Source organism: Massilia sp. DD77, assembly GCF_036961685.1.
GTDB lineage: Bacteria > Pseudomonadota > Gammaproteobacteria > Burkholderiales > Burkholderiaceae_D > Telluria.
In genome coordinates this window covers 24,875-42,549 of record NZ_JBAMDH010000039.1, presented here as the reverse complement: position 1 = coordinate 42,549, position 17,675 = coordinate 24,875, and the positions used below count along the sequence as shown (strand labels likewise).

Genomic DNA, 17,675 nt, shown 5'->3' with positions numbered 1-17,675 from the left:
ACTAAAAACCGTCGATAAACAGAACGGTAACCCATCGGCCGGACAGGTCGAATCGCGCTCGCCCCCACCAAAGTAAACCTTGAAATCCCCCCATCGGCCACGAAGTGACTAGTTCGTCAACTCATGGCCTGCCCCGCCCACGGCGCCGCGGCAGTCCTTCCACCCCGCAAGGAAAGGATTCCGTCATGTCAGTCAAACTCCGCAAGCTCAACGAACAGGTCATGGTCATCACCGGCGCCACCAGCGGCATCGGCCTGACCACGGCGCGCATGGCCGCCAGCCAGGGCGCCCGGCTGGTGCTGGCCGCGCGCGCCGCCGATGCCCTCGACGAACTGGCAAGCGAACTGCGCGCGCGCGGCAGCGAGGTCGTCACCGTGGCCGCCGACGTCGGCAGCCCAAGTGACGTCGAACGCATCGGCCAGGCCGCGATGGAACGCTTCGGCCGCATCGACACCTGGGTCAACAACGCCGGGATCTCGGTCTTCGGCCGCCTCGAAGAGGTCGCGCCCGAAGACCATCACCGCCTGTTCCAGACGAATTTCTGGGGCGTGGTGAACGGCTCGCTGGAAGCGGTCAAGCGCATGAAGACGCGCGGGGGCGGCGCCATCATCAATGTCGGCAGCGAAGTGTCCGACCGCGCGATCCCGATGCAGGGCATGTACTCGGCCTCCAAGCATGCGGTGAAGGGATTCACCGAGTCGCTGCGCATGGAACTGGAAAAGGAAAACGCCCCGCTGTCGGTCACCCTGATCAAGCCGGCGGCGATCGACACCATGTTCGCGGTGCACGCGAGGAACTACATGGACAAGGAACCCGCCCTGCCGCCGCCGATCTACGCGCCCGAAGTCGTGGCCGAGGCCATCCTGCATGCGGCCCAGCACCCGAAGCGCGACGTGTTCGCGGGCGGCGCCTCGGCGATGATCTCGGCCGGCTCGCGCGCCATGCCGCGCCTGTTCGACCGCTACCTGCGCGCCACCATGTTCAAGCAGCAGAAATCAAGCGTCCCGACCCAGCCGGGCCGGCGCGACTCCCTGCATTCCCCGAACCCGGCGCACGAGCTGCGCCAGCGCCAGGGCATGCCGGGCCACGTCCATGAACGCAGCCTCTACACCTCCGCGAGCATGCACAAGAAGCCGCTGCTCACCGCCCTGCTGGGCGGTGGCGCGCTGTTCGCCGCCTGGTCACTTTCGCGGCGGCTGGCTCGATAGGAAGTCGGTGTCCTCCTCGGTCAGCGGCAGGTCGGGGATGGACTCGATGTGGTCGGTGTCGATGTCGGCGCCGTCCTTGACCACCGTGTCGCGGCCGGCTGCCGCGCGTTCGCCGGTGCCGCCCACGTCGCTGTCGCCCGAGAAATTGGCGTCGCCGACGTCGGGACCGGCGGTGTCGCCGGCGTGGCTCGCTTCCATGTCGGAGGTCGTGCCGCCGTCGAAGTCGAGGATCTGCTCAGGATCGAGATTGCTCGCGAAGCCGGGGCCGCCCACCACGTCGCTGCCGGTGTCGGAAATGTCGCTCGGCCCGAGCGCGTCGATGCCATGGCCCTTGCCCAGGCTGCGGTCTGGGCGTTCCGGGAAGTTGTCCGGATCAAGTGTGCTAGTACCAGTCATGATGCCTCCAGTAGATGATCGTTGAACCATGGAGACAGCGTACTGAAATTCGCACGACAGCGGCGCAGCGCAGGCAAGGGCCGCACATCTGCTGCCCAAGTGAAACGAACGCCTCAGAATGCGCGCCGCATGCCCACGTTGACGGCTATCCCGCTGCCCGCACGCAGGCCGGGCGCCGGCCCGTTCAGGTGCTGGATGCGCGAACACGCGGCATAGAAATCCATCCGGCGCGACACCGCATAGCTGGCTCCCACGGCGATCTGGCGCGCGTCGTTGTTGGCCAGGTCGCGGTCATTCTTGCGGATATAGGAGGCGAGCAAGGTGGTGGCATGGCCGATTGGCACGGCCACGCCGGCCAGCACGTCGCGGCTATTGGTCGAGGGCGTGGTCGCGATGCCGGCGCCGTAGGGATTGTCCGGGTTGAACAGCGGCGAGCTGCCCCAGCCGCGGCTGGCGCTGTAGGCGGCGTAGGCGGTGCCCCAGCCGAAGCGCATGTTGGCGGCAACGATGGAATTCTTGGCGGCCATGCTGATGCCGACCTGGTCGTAGCGCGTGACCTTGGCCACGTTGCGGTTCTGGTGGGCGGCGCGGATGGTCAGCGGACCGGCGCGGAAGCCCAGCGACATGCCCCAGGCCCGGCCCGAGGGCGAACCGTCGATGTCGCCCTTGCCCCAGGAGGAGCCGGTCGACAGGCCGGCGAAGCGGCCCTGGTAGCTCATGCTGTCGTCGGCGCGCGGGCCGACGGGAATGGCGGCGGCGCCGGCCAGGCCCCCATGGAAGGGATCGCCGACGTCGTTGAGCGTCGTGAAGTCGATGCCGTACTGGCGGCCGACGCTGAGCGCCCCGCCCGCGTCCCCATCCTTGCGCGCAGTCGCGCGCTCGTCCGCGGTTTCCACCGTGAAGATCGCCGGCGCGTCCTGGGCCGCACGGGCCTCAGGGCGCACGCCCTCCCTGCACTTGTCGGTGCAGACGTATTCCTTGATCGCCTTGGCGCCGGCAGTTCCCGGGGGAACCACATCACTCTGCGCCGCGGCGCAGGCCGCGCTCCCTCCGAGCACGGCACATGCGACGATTGACATTTTCATGGCGTCATCCCTCTCTGACGTTACTTTCCGTCTGTTTGGCGAGCCGATCTGTCTAATACCTCACATAAAACACAGAATACGCCGAATGGTCCGGACTGGCCAGTTGTCGCGCCCAACTATCAAGCTTGATGTACGTTCGGCACCGTACAATGGGCTGGCGAAAAACCACCACGACAAGGACATCCATGAGAAACGCCGGCCCGCTTTCCCTCCTGATCCCGACCCTGGCCCGGACCCTGACCCTGGCACTGGCCCTGGGCGCCGGGTTCGCGCCGCTCCAGGCGTCGGCCCAGCAGGCGGCCAGCCCGGCCGCGGCCGAGCACGTGGCCTGGTCGCGCAATGCGAATATCTACGAGGTCAACATCCGCCAGTACACGAAGGAAGGGACCTTCCATGCCTTCGCTGCCCACTTGCCGCGCCTGCGCAAGATGGGCGTCGACATCCTGTGGCTGATGCCGGTGCATCCGATCGGCGTGACGAACCGCAAGGGCACGCTCGGCAGCTATTACGCGGTGCGCGACTACAAGGACGTCAATCCCGACTACGGCAGCATGGACGACTTCAAGCGCCTGGTGAAGCAGGCCCACGGCCTGGGCATGCGCGTGATCATCGACTGGGTCGCCAACCACACGGCCTTCGACCACCCCTGGACCGTCGAGCATGCCGACTGGTACCTCAAGAACGAGAAAGGCGAGATCTACCCGGTCACCTACCTGGAAGGCGCCGAACCCGAGTACTGGACCGACGTGACCGGCCTCGACTGGAAGCAGCCGGGCCTGTGGAAAGGCATGGCGGACGCGATGGCCTTCTGGGTGCGCGAGGCCGACATCGACGGCTTCCGCGCCGACGTCTCGGCCAAGGTGCCGCTGGCCTTCTGGGTGCAGGCGCGCGCCGAGCTGGAGAAGATCAAGCCGGTGTTCATGCTGGCCGAGGCCTGGCAGCCGGACCAGCACCAGGCCTTCGACATGACCTACGGCTGGGACACCCTGGGGCTGTTCAAGGACATCGCCAAGGGCAAGGCCGACGCCAGGGCGCTCAAGGACTTCCTGGCCCGGCCGAAGGTGGCCTACCCGGACCATGCTTACCGCATGCGCTTCACCAGCAACCACGACGAGAATTCCTGGCACGGCAGCGATACCGAGCATTACGGCCCGGCCTTCAAGGCGATGGCGGTGCTGGCGGCGACCCTGCCGGGCATGCCGCTGATCTATGGCGGACAGGAGGCGGGGCTCGGCAAGCGCCTTGAATTCTTCGAGAAGGATCCGATCGACTGGAAGAATTATCCGCATGCGGACTTCTATGCCGGGCTGCTGAAACTCAAGCACGGGAACCGGGCGCTGTGGAACGGGCAGTACGGCGGCGGGGTGGAGGTGCTGGAGACGGGGAACGACAAGGTGTTCGCGTTCCGGCGCGAGAAGGACGGGAATGTGGTGGGGGTGACGGTCAACCTGAGTGGGGTGAGGCAGCAGTACAGCTTGCCCGGCAGCGCGGGCAAGCTGGCGCTGGCGGCGTGGGCTTACAAGATCGCCGCGCCGAAGCAATGACGCGTAGGGTTGGCGGCTCTGCCGCCAACCCTACCGGCGCAGCCGGCTGAACGCCACCGGCTCCCATTCCCGCAGCGCCAGCAACAACCCGGTCCCTTTGCGCTGCGCCAGCGGCGCCGCCAGGCTCTCCTCGTGCAACTGGGCGAAGCGCGTCCGCAACTGCCGCAGCTCGGCGCGCAGCTTGGCCTGGGCGCTCTCGGTCAGCATCCCGTGCGCGAAATCGAGCGGCTCCCCCGCCTCCCCGAAGGCCGCGTCGAGGAAGTCCGGCATCCCCTGCTCGCGGAAATAACGCCGGATCGGCCCCTCCGCCAGCCAGTCGAAGTCGCGCGCGACGTTCAGGCGGATACGGTTCCCCGGCAGCAGGGTGATCAGCCGCAGCCGGTCCAGGCGCAGCAGGTATTGCACGCATTCCGCCTCGCTCAGGCGGTACACGGCCTGCATCTCGGCCATGCTCCAGTGGTTCAGCGCGCACACCGACACCAGGAGCAGCTTGGGGTCCGATACCAGCTCGCCCTCCTGCTCGGCGCTCAGGGTGCGCAGGCGGCGCTGGCCGTCCTGGGCTTCCTGGGCCAGCTCGGCCAGGGTAAAACCGAGCAGGTTGCAGACCTCGACCACGCGCTCGAGCGTGAACTGCTCGGTGGCGAACAGGCGCTTGACGCTGGGCTCGGACAGGCTGAGGGCGGCGGCGACGTCGCGGTAGGTCATGCCCTGCAGCTTGAGCTGGCGCTTCAGGGTCTGGACGAGCAGGCTGATTTCGGACATGGGAGCCGCCGCCGGCGGTGGTGGAATCGATGCCAGGATGGTAACAGTCCTGTTTACCCGCCGGCAAGCTGGCGGTTCAGACAGGTACCGCCGCCAGCGCCACCTTGTTCTTGCCCGCGCGCTTGGCCGCGTACATCGCATGGTCGGCGCGCGCCAGCCAGGCGTCCAGATCGGGCTTGTCCTGCGGCTGGTGGATCGCCACGCCGATGCTGGCGCCCACCCGCACCGTGGCCGAGCGCAGGCGGAAGCTTTCCTGCACCCGCTCGAGCAGCTTGCGCGCCGTGTCTTCGGCGTGGGCGGCGTCGGTCAGCATCTCCAGCACCACGACGAATTCGTCGCCCGCCAGGCGCGCCACCATGTCGGTCTTGCGCACGGCCTTGGACAGGCGCGCGCCGAACTGGCGCAGCAGCTCGTCGCCTTCCTCATGGCCGTGGGTGTCGTTGACCGCCTTGAAGCCGTCCATGTCGATGAACAGCAGCGCCGCCGGACGCGTGACGCGCTGGGCGCGCGCCATCGCTTCGGGCAGGGCTTCGAGCAGGGCGCGGCGGTTCGGCAGGCCGGTCAGCACATCACGTAGCAGCAGCGCCTGCAGTTCGGCGGTGCGCTCGGCCACCGCGGTCTCCAGGCTTTCGTTCATGGCCAGCAGCGCGCGCCGGCTGTCGGCTTCGCTGCGCACCAGGTCGCGCAGGGTCGAGGACAGCACCTCCGCTTCGTGGAAGCCGCCGACCAGCGGAATCGGCGGCGCTTCCACACCCTTGGCCGTGGCCTCGGTGGCGCGCTCGATCGCGCGCCCCAGCTCGTCCATGGGCCGGCTCAGGCGGCGCGCCAGCAGGCCGGCCGAGACGGCCAGCGCCAGGGCCAGGGCCGCGCTCCACATCAGCATGCGGCGCTGCAGGTCCTTGGCGCCTTCCATCGCCTTGTCCTCGACCTGGCGCACCAGCACCGACCAGCGCAGCGAGGCCGGATCGTCCAGGTCGCCGGTGCGGCTATAGCCCGTCACATAGGCGCGCCCGTCGGGCCAGGTCTCGCGCAGCGAGCCGGTCCGGCCCTGGCGCGCGGCGTGCAGGCTGTTGGTTTCGAGTTTCTGCTCCACCAGTTCCTGGGGGCCGAGCAGCACGGTGCCGTCGTCGCGCACGACGAGGATCTCGGCGCCGTAGGCGCGCAGGGCCGGCGTGAGCAGCTCGCGCGCGTGGCGGCGCGCCCACTCCCAGCTCAGGTGCATGCCGAGCACGCCCTGCAGCCTGCCGTCGGCGCCGTAGACGGGACCGGACAAGTCGATGAAGCGCCAGGGGTCGGCGCCGGCCGGCAGCAGCTTGTCGAGCAGCTTGGCCGGATGGTAGTCGGTGGCGCGCACGCCGTGCTGGCCGGCCTGGAACCAGGGCCGCGCACTGACGTTGGCGCCTTCGAGCAAGGCCTTGGTGGAGACGGCGACCGTCCCGTCCGGCGCGGCGATGCCGATCCAGGCATAGTCGGGGAAAGTGCGCTGCAGGCTTTCCAAGGCCCCACGGGTGGTCGCCGGGTCCTGCCCCTGCCTGACCGACGACAGCTCGGCCAGCAGGCGGGCGTCGCCGGCGGCCTGCTCCACGATGCGGTTGAGCGAATCGCGCATTTGCCAGGACAGCTGCTGCAGGCGCAGCTCGGCTTCCTGCCCGGCATGGCTGACGGCAAAGTGATTGACCAGCGCGAGCTGCAGCGCGACCGTCAAGGCGACGGTGGCGCACACGGCGAGGGTCATCAGGCTGGACAGCCGCAACTTGGAAAACTTGCCCTGCATAGTATCGGTAAACACGGAGGAAGGGCCCGATCATACCTGCGAACCAGGACAGAAAAGTCATGCAGATCGGAATCTTTTATTACTGAAGAGTTATTTTGGCGCAAAAGCAACACTCTCACCAATATTCACATGGCGAGGATATGCGTTTCCGCCGCTGTGCTAGGCGGGGCAGGCGCGCTCATTGCGGTTCATACAGGATCGATCATTAATCGACATAAAATAATGATACATTAAGCGGGTACATTATTGATGCGACGGGAATAATATGAGCACCCACATGGACCGCTTCCAGGAGATGCACATCTTCGTCCGCATCGTCGAGCGGCGCAGTTTCAGCGCGGCGGCGGAAGATCTGCAGCTGCCGCGCGCCACGGTGACGAACGCCATCAAGCGCCTGGAAAAGCGGCTTGGCGCCCGCCTGCTCGACCGCACCACCCGGGTGGTCGCGCCCACCCTCGACGGCCAAGCCTATTATGAGCGCTGCGTGCGCCTGCTGGGCGATCTGGCCGAGATGGAAAGCGTGTTCTCGCGGGCCGCGCCGGCGGGCCTGCTGCGCGTGAGCGTGCAGTCGACCCTGGCGCGCCACGTGGTCGCGCCCGCCCTGCCCGGTTTCCTGGCGCGCTACCCGGCGGTCGAGCTGCGCATCAGCGAGGGCGACCGCCTGGTCGACCTGGTCCGCGAAGGCATCGACTGCGTACTGCGTGTCGGCAACCTGCAGGATTCCTCGATGGTGGGACAGGCGCTCGCCCAGCTGGACCAGGTGACCTGCGCCAGCCCCGATTACCTGGCCCGCTCCGGCCGTCCCCAGGCGCTGGAAGACCTCGACCGCCACGAAGCGGTGAACTTCGTCTCATCGGCCACCGGCCGTCCCTATCCGCTGGAATTCATGCAGGGCGGCGAACTGCGCCAGCGCACCCTGCCCGGTTCGGTCACCGTGACGGGCGCCGATATGGTCACGGCCTGCGCCGTCGCCGGGCTGGGCATCGTCCAGGTGCCGCGCTACCGGATCGAGGCCGAGCTGCGCTCCGGCGGCCTGGAGGTGCTGCTGCCCGAACTGCCGCCGCCCACCCTGCCGGTCTCGGTGCTGTATCCGCAGAACCGCCAGCTGTCGCCACGCGTGCGCGTCTTCGTCGATTGGCTCAAGACGGTGTTCGCCGGCTTCGACCCGGCCAAGGCTCCGGCGGCAGGCCACCCGCGCCGGCGCCAAGATTTCCATTGACGAGCAGGCAAGCCCTCTTTACGATCCAGCCATCCCCCGCAGACCAAGGACAGGAGACATCCGATGCCCCGACACCGCACCGCGCCCCTTACGATGTTAGCGGTCACAGCCGCGTTCGCCCTGCCCCAGATGGCCCAGGCCGCCAGCGGCCCGGTGGTCGTGATCGACACCGGCAAGCTGGCGGGCGCGGTGCAGGACGGCGTGGCCAGCTGGAAGGGCATTCCTTTCGCCGCGCCCCCGGTCGGCGCCCTGCGCTGGCGCGCGCCCCAGCCGGCCGCGTCCTGGGAAGGCGTGCGCCAGGCGACCGGCTACGGCGCCGACTGCATGCAGCTGCCCTTCTCCAGCGACGCCGCCCCGCTCGGCACCGCGCCCAGCGAGGACTGCCTGTATGCGAACGTGTGGAAGCCTGCCAAGGCAAAAGGGAAACGCCTGCCCGTGATCGTCTGGATCTATGGCGGCGGCTTCGTCAACGGCGGGTCCTCGCCTCCAACCTATGCCGGCGCGGCGCTGGCCAGGCAGGGCGTGGTGCTGGTGAGCTTCAACTACCGCCTGGGCCGCTTCGGCTTCTTCGCCCATCCGCAGCTCACCCGCGAGAACGGCGATGCCCTCCTCGGCAACTACGGCTTCATGGACCAGCTGGCGGCGCTGCGCTGGGTCAAGCGCAACGTGGGCGCCTTCGGCGGCGACGCGGCGAACGTCACCATCATCGGCGAATCGGCCGGCGGCATGGCGGTCAACGCCCTGCTCACCTCGCCGATGTCCGAAGGGCTGTTCGCCAAGGCGGTGGTGATGTCCGGCGGCGAAGGCAAGACCGCCGACCCGGGCCTGGCGAATGTCGAAAAGATCGGCGTGAACTTCGCCGCGGCCAAGGGCATCGCCGCGGACGATCCGCAGGCGCTGGACAAACTGCGCGCCCTGCCCGCCGAGGCGGTGGTCGATGGCCTCAACCTGGCCAACCGTGGGGTTGCGGGCGCGCCGACCTATCACGGGCCTTTCGCCGACGGCAAGCTGGCGGTCGAATCCGGCGCCGCCTTCGCGGCCGGGCGCTTCCACAAGCTGCCGGTGATGATCGGCGCCACCAGCGCCGACATCGGCGGCAAGACCGGCTTCATGGTGGCCGGCGCACGCAGCCTGGCGGCCACCCTGGCCGGACAGGGCGTGCCGGTCTATGCCTACCGCTTCTCGTATGTGGCGGACGCGATCGGCAAGCCGGGCGCGGCGCATGCGACCGACATTCCCTATTTCTTCGACACGGTGGCGGTGAAATACGGCGAGCAAAGCACGCAGAAGGACGTCGGCATGGGCAAGGCGGTCAGCGCCTACCTGGTGAATTTCGCGAAGAAGGGCGATCCCAATGGCCCCCGCCTGCCGGCCTGGCCGCGCTACCGGCCTGACGCCGACCACATCATGGATTTCGCCGAGAGCGGCCAGCCGGAGCCGAAAAAAGATCCGTGGGGCGAAGAGATCGAGGCCGCGAAGCTGGCCTCGGCCGGCAAGGCTCAGCTGCCGAAATAGCGTCCCGCACGGTGCCAGGCCATGACCATGCTGCTCATGGCCACCGCGCTCAGGGCCGACCAGCCCACGCGCTCAGGCTCGACCATTGTCAGCGCTACCATGAGGATCACGCTGTCGATCATCACCTGGGTGCGGCCCGCATTGATCGCGTAGCGCTTCTGCAGCCACAGGGTGACGATGCCGGTGCCGCCAAGGCCTGCGCCATGGCGCGCCAGGGCCAGGATACCCATGCCGCAGAACGTGCCGCCGCCCAGCGCCGCCACCATCGGATCGACGTGGCCGATCACCAGGCCGTTCGGGATCAGCTTGAGCAAGGCCATGATCATGGCGCTGCCGACCAGCGACTTGGCGGTAAAGCGCGCGCCCATGAACAGGTAGCCGAACAGGAAGAAAGGTACGTTGATGAGCAGGAACAGCAGGCCGACCGACTGTTCCGTCATATAGGACCCCAGCAGCGCGATGCCGGCCACGCCGCCCGTGATCAGGCCGGCCGCCTGCAGCAGCAGGACGCCGGTGGCGGCGAACAGCACGCCGACGCAGATGCCATAGACGTCGTCCAGCAGCGAGTGCGGCTTGACCTCGAGACCGCGGCCAGCCGGCGCCGCCTGCGAACGCATCACGCCCTGCGTCATCGCGCCACCTCGGCGCGGACGATCGGGAAACTGCAGCGGCGGACAGTGCGCCCGGCCATGGGCCAGGCAGGCATGAAAGCGTGGATCATGGATTGTACGATGGTCAAAGCGGGAGGCGAGCTCCCAGGCAGTCAAAGCCGTGACAATAAAATACGGGAATCCAAACCGTACGACGGCCAACGGCCCGTATTATCGCTCATGTTGCACTGCAATGTAAGTGCGGAAACCCACAGTTACAACAGCGCCCCCATGCCAGGCGTGCCAGGGCGCCGCCAGCCTAGCTGCGCAGCAGTCTCAGGATGGTCGCGATGTTGTAGGGCTTGGGAGCGAACAGGTAGCGCTTGCGGCGCTCCGCCAGCAGTTCGGGAATCGTGAACCCCGAGGTCAGCACCACCTTGATGTGGGGATAGCTGACATCGATGTGATCGGCGAGATCCAGGCCATTCATACCCGGCATCATGACGTCCGAGAACACCGCATCGATGTCGGGGTGCGCTTCCAGCGCCCGCAGCGCTTCATCGGCCGAATAGGCGACCACCACTTCCAGGCCGTGCGAGCGCAACAGGGCTTCGGCCAGGTCGGCCAGGTCGCGCTGGTCGTCCACCACCAGCACCTTGTGCACCTGTGCGCCCGGTTCGGAATCGAAGGCGTCAGGACGGGCCGCCATGCCGGGCGGTGGGAATTGGTGGTCGTCCGTACTGAAGCGGCGCCGGACTGGGGTGCGAAACACGACTTCTCCTCGATGACATCGGCGTTGTCATTATCGCTCTGATGACCGCGTCTCCACGCACGATTGGACGCGGGGGCTGCGGCGCTTCAGGCGGGCCTATGCAAAGGCACCCGGACAATGAATTCGCTGCCCTTGCCCACCCCTTCGCTGCGCACCTCGACCGTACCCTGGTGCAAGGAAACGATCTCCTTGACCACCGCCAGCCCGATGCCCAGTCCTTCGCCGCGCTGCGCACCGGTGTTCTCCGCCTGGGTGAAGACATCGAAGATCTTCGGCTGCAGTTCCGGCGGGATGCCCTTGCCGTTGTCCTTCAGGTAGCACACGAAGTGGGTCTGGTCCGCCGTCGCCGTCAGCCAGACGTCGCCGCCGGGGTGGTTGTACTTGATCGCGTTGTTGATCAGGTTGACGAAGACCTGGTTGATGCGCCGGCTGTCCACCTCGACCTCGATCGGCACGGCGGGAAAGGACAGGTGGAAGCTGATCTGGTGCGCCTGCGCGGCGGCGCGGCAGCTGTCGACGGCCTCGCTCAGCAGCACCTGCAGGTGGGTCTTTTCGTAGCTGATGCTCAACTTGCCGCTTTGCACCCGGGTCAGGTCGACCAGGTCTTCGATCAGCTTTTCCAGGAAACCCAGCTGGCGGTCCATGACGGCCAGGGGCTGGCGGCTGCGTTCGGCGTCGCCGGAGAACATCTGCAGCAGCTGCTGGGCCGAGCGCAGGGGCGACAGCGGATTGCGCATCTCGTGCGCGATGGTGCCGATGAACACGTCGCGCTCGGCCTGGCGCGTCACGTTGTCTTTCAGCTCGTTCTCGAGGAAGCGCGTGCGGGCGCGCAGATGGGTGGCGTCGCGGAAGATCTTGACGAAGCCGGTGACCTGCCCGTTCTCGTCCCTGTGCAGGGGCACGCTGACCCCGCTGGCCCAGAAGCGGGAGCCGTCGCTACGCAGGTGCCAGCGCTCGTCCTCGCCCACGCCCACCAGGGCCGCCGTGCGCGCCTCGTGCTCGTCGAGCTTGCGCTCGCAGTCTTCCGGGACGAACAGGATGCCGGTCGGCTTGCCCAGGACCTGGTCGGCGGTCCAGCCGGTGATGAAGGCCGCGCCCTGGTTCCAGCCGGTGATGCGCAGCGCGGTGTCGTAGAACATCACGCCGTATTGCCGCGTCTTGACGAGCATGAGCTCGGCGAACGCATCGGCGTCGCGCTGGGTCCAGAAAGTGTCTTTGCGTGTCGAATCGGTGGGCATGAGGTCGCTTGGAACGTCAATCCGCCGCGCGCCGCGGCGGCCCGCCCTGCCCACGGGTAAGGCTTACCCGAATCGGGTGCATGGCCGTACGATTATATTTTTAGAAACAAACTGTCAGCGCACGGGTGAACCGGGCGGGCCGGCTCCCGCCCGCCATGCGCAGGGACGGCCCCGGCCTTCGCCGGGGCGGCGAGTCTCCTACTTGTACAGCACCTCCGGCAGCCACAGGCCGATCGCCGGGAAGGTGTACAACAGCACGATCCCCAGCACCTGCAGCCCCATGAAGGGCAGCATGCCGAGGAAGATCTGGTTCAGGGTCACGTGCGGCGGCGAGACGCCCTTCAGGTAGAACGCCGACATCGCCACCGGCGGCGACAGGAAGGCGGTCTGCAGGTTCATCGCCACCAGCAGCCCGAAGAACAGCGGGTCGATGTTGAAGTGGGCCAGCAGCGGGATGAAGATCGGCATGAAGATAACGATGATCTCGGTCCACTCCAGCGGCCAGCCGAGCAGGAAGATGACCACCTGGGCCAGGATCATGAACTGCACCGGCGTCAGGTCCATGCCCAGCACCCAGGTGTTGATGATCTCCTGCCCGCCCAGCAGGGCGAAGGCGGCCGAGAAGATGCTGGACCCGACGAACAGCCAGCACACCATGGCCGTGGTCTTGGTCGCCAGGTGGGCCGATTCGCGCAGCATGCCGATGTTGAAGCGGCGGTAGGCGATCGCCAGGATCAGGCCGCCCAAGGCCCCCATCGCCGCCGCCTCGGTCGGCGTGGCCAGCCCGAACACGATGCTGCCCAGCACGGCGAGGATCATGATCGCCAGCGGGAACAGGGAGCCGAGCAGCATCTTGAAGATCTCCAGCCGCGCGAAGCTGAAGAACAGGTAGAAGATCAGCAGCGCGACCGCGGCGCCGCCCCACCCCATCCAGAAATTCTTCGATGCCGGCTTGGCTGCGGGTTCCGCCGCTTGCGCGGGCGCGGCGCTCGACTGCGCAGCGGCGGCGGGCGCCGGCGTGGCGGCCGGCGCCTCGGTTGCGCCGCCTTCGACCGGCGGTTCTTCCAGGCCGCCCTCGACCGGCGGCTCTTCCAGGCCGCCCTCGACCGGCGGCTCTTCCAGCCCGCCGCTGTTGTTGCTGGAATCGCTGCTGGACGAGGCATCAAAGTCGTTCTGCGCGCCCATCTCGACCAGCTCGGTGGGGGCGGCGTCCGGCGCCGTGACGACCCTGTAGCTGACGCCCATCAGCGCCGCGAAGACCAGCGCGGGCAGCAGGGCCACGAACAGGTTCGAGACCAGGGTGCGGCTCGGCACCTGCACGGCGCGCTCGCCCTTGAGCGCGCGCACCAAGCCGGACACCGCCATCTTGCTGTAGGCGTTCGGGATCGCCTGGGTGTAGGCCGGCAGCGCGACCACGCGCTCTTCGGGCGGCAGCGGCGGCGCGACGGAAGGCTTGAACTTGGCGAGGATCAGCACATAGCCCACGTACAGGCCGGCCAGCATGATCCCCGGGAAGAAGGCGCCCGCATACAGCTTGACCACCGAGACCCCGGCCGTCGCGCCATACACGATCAGGAGCACCGAAGGCGGAATCAGGATGCCCAGGCAGCCGCCCGCCGTGATGCAGCCGGCCGACAGCTGGGTGCTGTAGCCGGCCTTGAGCATGGCCGGCAGCGCCAGCAGGCCCATCAGCGTGACGACCGCGCCCACGATGCCGGTGGCGGTGGCGAAGATGGCGCAGGTGACGATGGTGGCCACCGCCAGCGATCCCGGCACGCGCGCCATGGCGATGTGCAGGCTCTTGAACAGGCGCTCGATCAGGTTGGCGCGCTCCACCAGGTAGCCCATGAAGATGAACAGCGGGATCGAAATCAGGACGTCGTTGGCCATGACCGAATAGGCGCGCTGCACCATCAGGTCCAGCGTGAGCTGGACCGCCTGGTCGGGGTCCTGGCTGTGAAAGGCGAACCAGGCGAACAGCACCCCCATCCCCATCAGGGTGAATGCGGTGGGGAAGCCGAGCATGATGGCGACCACCACCAGCGCCAGCATCAGCAGGCCCAGGTGGCCGTTGGTCATGTCGGACGGCGCCGGCATCAGGGCGAACAGGGCGATGACGATCGCCACCAGGATCGATAGGCCGAACCATATTTCTTTTCTCATGGCGCTTTCCCTTCGTCGGCCTGGACCGATGCCTTCAGTTTGTCGACGTCGACTTCCTCGACGTCGGCCTCGCGCGCGGGCCATGCGCCGTCGCGCAGGCAGATCACGCAGCGCACGATCTCCACGCAGCCCTGCAGCAGCAGCAAGGCGCCGGCGAAGGGAATCACCATCTTGAAGGGATATAAGGGCGGACCGTTGGCGGTGAGGGTCGAATGCTCGCGGATGGCGAAGGATTCGGCGGCGTAGGTATAGCCGGCCCAGACCAGGGCCACCACGCCGGGGATGAAGAAGACGAAGTACAGGATCAGGTCCAGGCCGGCCTGCAGGCGCGGCGGAAAGAAGGTGTACAGCACGTCGCCGCGCACATGGCCGTTCTTGGCCAGGGTATAGGCGCCGGCCATCATGAAGGCGGCGCCGTACATCATGATCATCAGGTCGAATGCCCAGGGGTTGGGCGTGTTGAGGGCGTAGCGCGCGAACACTTCCCAGGAAATGAGAAAGGTGAGCACCACGATCAGCCAGGAAAACGCCTGTCCTACCCAGCTGCTGACCCGGTCGACGAAAAACAAAACGCTCTGCATGAAACTGCTCCCGGTCGCGACGAATAGCCACCCTGCGAATGCGGGGTGGCGCACAAGGCACTGCTACGGAGGTCGTGAACGACAGTGAACCTATGCCCGTCGTTCCGGCCTGCGCCGGAACGACGGTTTTGAGGCTAACTAATCTTCGTCACCGCCGCGCTGTCTACGCTTTTTTCGCCGCGGGAGCCTTGCGGCCAAAGTAGTGGTTGTAGGCCATGCGGCGCGGATTGTTGGTGTCCATGTCCCACTTCATCGCGCGTTCCGCAAAGGCGCGCATCGATGCCTCGACTTTCTTGAACAGCGGATTGTCGGCGCCCTTCTTGGCCACCACCTCGTCCCACACCGCCAGCTGCGCCTGCAGCAGCGCGTCCGGGGTCTTGTAGAACTTGACCCCGTCCTTGGCCTGCATTTCGCGATAGTCCTTGGAATAGCGGTCGACCGCCTTCCACGACATGTCGGCCGACGCCGCCTCGACGGCGTTCTCGATGATGGCCTTGAGCTTGGCCGGCAGCGCGTCGTACTTGGTCTTGTTGAAGGTGACCTCGAAGGTCTCCGAGCTCTGGTGGAAGCTCTGCAGCATGCAGATCTTGGAGACGTCGGGGAAGCCGAGCAGGCGGTCGGAGCTGGCGTTGTTGAATTCGGCGCCGTCCAGCAGGCCGCGGTCCATGGCGGGCACGATCTCGCCGCCCGGCAGTGCGTTCACCGCCGCGCCCATGGCCGTGAACAGGTCGATGGCCAGGCCGTTGGTGCGGAATTTCAGGCCCTTCAGGTCTTCTTTCTTGGTGACCGGTTTCTTGAACCAGCCCAGCGGCTGGGTCGGCATCGGGCCGGTAAGGAAGGAAACGATGTTGGCGCCGATCCCTTTATACAGTTCGACCAGCAGCTCCTTGCCGCCGCCGTACTTGTGCCAGGCGAGCACCATGTTGGCGTCCATGCCGAAGGCCGGGCCCGAGGTCCACAGGGCGATCGCCGCCTGCTTGCCGTAGTTGTAGCCCATCACCCCGTGGCCGCCGTCGAGCGTGCCCTTGGACACGGCGTCGAGCAGGCCGAAGGCGGGCACCACGGCGCCGGCCGGCAGCACTTCGATCTTCAGTTCGCCGCCGGTCATGTCGTTGACCTTCTTGGCGAAGTCCAGCGCGTATTCGTGGAAGATGTCCTTGCTCGGCCAGGTGCTCTGGAAGCGCATCTGCTTCGGTGTCTGTGCGGTCGCGATACTCGGGAATGCCAGTGCGGCGGCGCCGGTGCCGGCGGCTGCGCTGCCCAGGAATTTCCTGCGGGTTGCTACGGTCTGCTTCGAATCCTTGTCGTCCTTCTTCATCGTATGTCTCCTGTCTAATTATTGATTACGGACTGATACATGAAACGGAAATGCCTGGGACTGAATCGCTCACACACAAATTTGGCCGTCGGGATGCCTCCTGATAAAAAACTGACACTATTTTCTAGAATTCACGCATTTCCTTACAGATTCCTTACTGCAAGGCCACGCAGCGATCTTACCGCTTTGTTGCATTTTGGACCAGCTTGCTCGTATGCATGAGGTTGGGCTCACCGGGCCAGCAGGTGGGGGCCGATCTCCGCGACCGACTTCACGCCCGTAAGGACCATGGTGGTGCGCAAGTCCTTTTCCATGATGGCCAGCAGCTGCTCGACCCCGGCCTGCCCCCCCACCGCCAGCGCATAGACGAAGGCGCGCCCGATCAGCACGCCATCCGCCCCCAGGGCCAGCATGCGGAACACGTCGGCGCCGGTGCGCACCCCGCCGTCGGCGAAGATCGCCAGTTTTCCCTTCACCGCCTCGGCAATGGCCGGCAGCGCCTGCGCCGTCGACATCGCACCGTCCAGCTGGCGGCCGCCATGATTGGACACCACGATGCCGTCTGCGCCGAAGTCCACGGCGGCGCGCGCATCGTCGGCTTCCAGGATGCCCTTGAGGATCAGTTTGCCCTGCCACTCGTCGCGGATCCACTGCAGGTCTTGCCAGCTGATGTCGGGGTCGAAGTTCTCGCCCAGCCAGCCGATGTAGTCGGCCAGGCCGGTGGCGTGGCCGCGGTAGGCGGAGATGTTGCCGAGGTCGTGGGGACGGCCATGCAGGCCGACGTCCCAGGCCCAGCGCGGACACAGCATCGACTGCAGTACCCGGCGCAGCGGGCCCTTGGCGCCGCTCATGCCGCTGTGGGCATCGCGGTAGCGGGCGCCGGGGACCGGCATGTCGACCGTGAACACCAGGTTGCGCGCACCCAGGTCCCAGGCGCGGCGCATCACGTCGCGCATGAAGGCGCGGTCCTTCAGCACATAGAGCTGGAACCACAGCGGGCGCGAGGCCTGGGCGGCCACTTCGGACAGGGAACAGACCGACACCGTGGACTGGATGAAGGGGATGTGCCGCTGGCAGGCCGCCCTCGCCGCCTGCACCTCGCCGCGGCGGGCGTACATGCCGGCCAGGCCGATCGGGGCCAGCGCAATCGGGAGGCTGTAGCGCTCGCCGAACCAGTCGCAGGCCAGGTCGAGCCGGGCGGAGCCGCGCAGGACCCGCTGGCGCAGCTTCACCAGCTGCAAATCATCGACATTGGCGCGCAGGGTCTGCTCGGCGCCGGCGCCGCCGTCGAGATAATGAAACAGGAAGGGCGGCAGCTTGCGCCGCGCCGCTTCGCGAAAATCGGTGGCTGAGGAAATGATCATGAAGGTCGCGCTGGATGAAGCCTCATTTCAATGAGCAGAAAATTCAGCTTGAGTTTGCCGCATTTCCAAGAAACAATCTAAATTATTTATGACGGCTCTTTCCGATGAGGTCGGTGGCGATCACTTTGTAGTTTTTGGAAGCGCCC

Annotated in this window: 15 protein-coding genes; 4 read left to right on the top strand and 11 right to left on the bottom strand. The window is 66.7% G+C overall.

Features of this window, described 5'->3' with window-relative positions; genetic code table 11:
• Positions 1-185: 185 nt before the first annotated feature.
• Positions 186-1,208, top strand: a complete 1,023-nt coding sequence (locus V7778_RS20970; RefSeq protein ID WP_335558806.1) for an SDR family oxidoreductase — start codon at positions 186-188, stop codon at positions 1,206-1,208.
• Here the strand turns inward: V7778_RS20970 and V7778_RS20965 are convergent.
• Together V7778_RS20965 and V7778_RS20960 are read right to left on the bottom strand one after the other, a co-directional pair.
• The gene (locus V7778_RS20965) at positions 1,182-1,604 is read right to left on the bottom strand and encodes a hypothetical protein (protein ID WP_335558805.1); all 423 of its coding nucleotides are present in this window, start codon (positions 1,602-1,604) and stop codon (positions 1,182-1,184) included. The two genes, V7778_RS20970 and V7778_RS20965, sit on opposite strands and share 27 nt — an antisense overlap.
• A 113-nt stretch (positions 1,605-1,717) precedes the next feature.
• Complete coding sequence (locus V7778_RS20960) at positions 1,718-2,689, bottom strand: porin (RefSeq protein ID WP_335558803.1); 972 nt, start codon at positions 2,687-2,689, stop codon at positions 1,718-1,720.
• 185 nt (positions 2,690-2,874) lie between these two features.
• Here V7778_RS20960 and V7778_RS20955 point away from each other — a divergent pair, with 185 nt between their 5' ends.
• Entirely contained in the window at positions 2,875-4,233 is a 1,359-nt protein-coding gene (locus V7778_RS20955; protein WP_335558801.1) for an alpha-amylase family glycosyl hydrolase, read from the top strand.
• Between the two features lie 30 nt (positions 4,234-4,263).
• Here V7778_RS20955 and V7778_RS20950 read toward each other — a convergent pair whose 3' ends face one another.
• Positions 4,264-4,995: a helix-turn-helix domain-containing protein gene (locus V7778_RS20950; protein WP_335558799.1), complete on the bottom strand. Its 732-nt coding sequence runs from the start codon at positions 4,993-4,995 to the stop codon at positions 4,264-4,266.
• Between the two features lie 76 nt (positions 4,996-5,071).
• Positions 5,072-6,784 (bottom strand): sensor domain-containing diguanylate cyclase, encoded by a 1,713-nt coding sequence (locus V7778_RS20945; RefSeq protein WP_335558798.1) that lies wholly within the window; start codon positions 6,782-6,784, stop codon positions 5,072-5,074.
• Positions 6,785-7,046: 262 nt separating this feature from the next.
• On the opposite strand from V7778_RS20945, the gene V7778_RS20940 reads away from it, so the two are divergent.
• Positions 7,047-7,988 (top strand): LysR family transcriptional regulator, encoded by a 942-nt coding sequence (locus V7778_RS20940; protein WP_335558843.1) that lies wholly within the window; start codon positions 7,047-7,049, stop codon positions 7,986-7,988.
• Between the two features lie 93 nt (positions 7,989-8,081).
• Positions 8,082-9,503, top strand: coding sequence for a carboxylesterase/lipase family protein (locus V7778_RS20935; RefSeq protein ID WP_335558797.1), 1,422 nt, complete (start codon positions 8,082-8,084; stop codon positions 9,501-9,503).
• Here V7778_RS20935 and V7778_RS20930 read toward each other — a convergent pair.
• The 7 genes from V7778_RS20930 to lldD form a co-directional block, all read right to left on the bottom strand.
• Positions 9,488-10,135, bottom strand: coding sequence for a YitT family protein (locus V7778_RS20930; protein WP_335558795.1), 648 nt, complete (start codon positions 10,133-10,135; stop codon positions 9,488-9,490). The two genes, V7778_RS20935 and V7778_RS20930, sit on opposite strands and share 16 nt — an antisense overlap.
• Positions 10,136-10,412: 277 nt before the next feature.
• Entirely contained in the window at positions 10,413-10,865 is a 453-nt protein-coding gene (locus V7778_RS20925; protein ID WP_335558794.1) for a response regulator, read from the bottom strand.
• A gap of 86 nt (positions 10,866-10,951) precedes the next feature.
• Positions 10,952-12,103: a PAS domain-containing sensor histidine kinase gene (locus V7778_RS20920; RefSeq protein WP_335558792.1), complete on the bottom strand. Its 1,152-nt coding sequence runs from the start codon at positions 12,101-12,103 to the stop codon at positions 10,952-10,954.
• A 198-nt stretch (positions 12,104-12,301) separates the two neighbouring features.
• Positions 12,302-14,266: a TRAP transporter large permease gene (locus tag V7778_RS20915; protein WP_335558789.1), complete on the bottom strand. Its 1,965-nt coding sequence runs from the start codon at positions 14,264-14,266 to the stop codon at positions 12,302-12,304.
• Positions 14,263-14,847: a TRAP transporter small permease subunit gene (locus V7778_RS20910; protein ID WP_335558788.1), complete on the bottom strand. Its 585-nt coding sequence runs from the start codon at positions 14,845-14,847 to the stop codon at positions 14,263-14,265. The genes V7778_RS20915 and V7778_RS20910 overlap by 4 nt, the downstream gene beginning before the upstream one ends.
• A gap of 163 nt (positions 14,848-15,010) precedes the next feature.
• On the bottom strand, positions 15,011-16,165 hold the full coding sequence (locus V7778_RS20905; RefSeq protein WP_335558786.1) for a TRAP transporter substrate-binding protein: 1,155 nt from the start codon (positions 16,163-16,165) through the stop codon (positions 15,011-15,013).
• Between the two features lie 230 nt (positions 16,166-16,395).
• Complete coding sequence (gene lldD, locus V7778_RS20900; protein WP_335558784.1) at positions 16,396-17,529, bottom strand: FMN-dependent L-lactate dehydrogenase LldD; 1,134 nt, start codon at positions 17,527-17,529, stop codon at positions 16,396-16,398.
• Positions 17,530-17,675 lie beyond the last annotated feature (146 nt).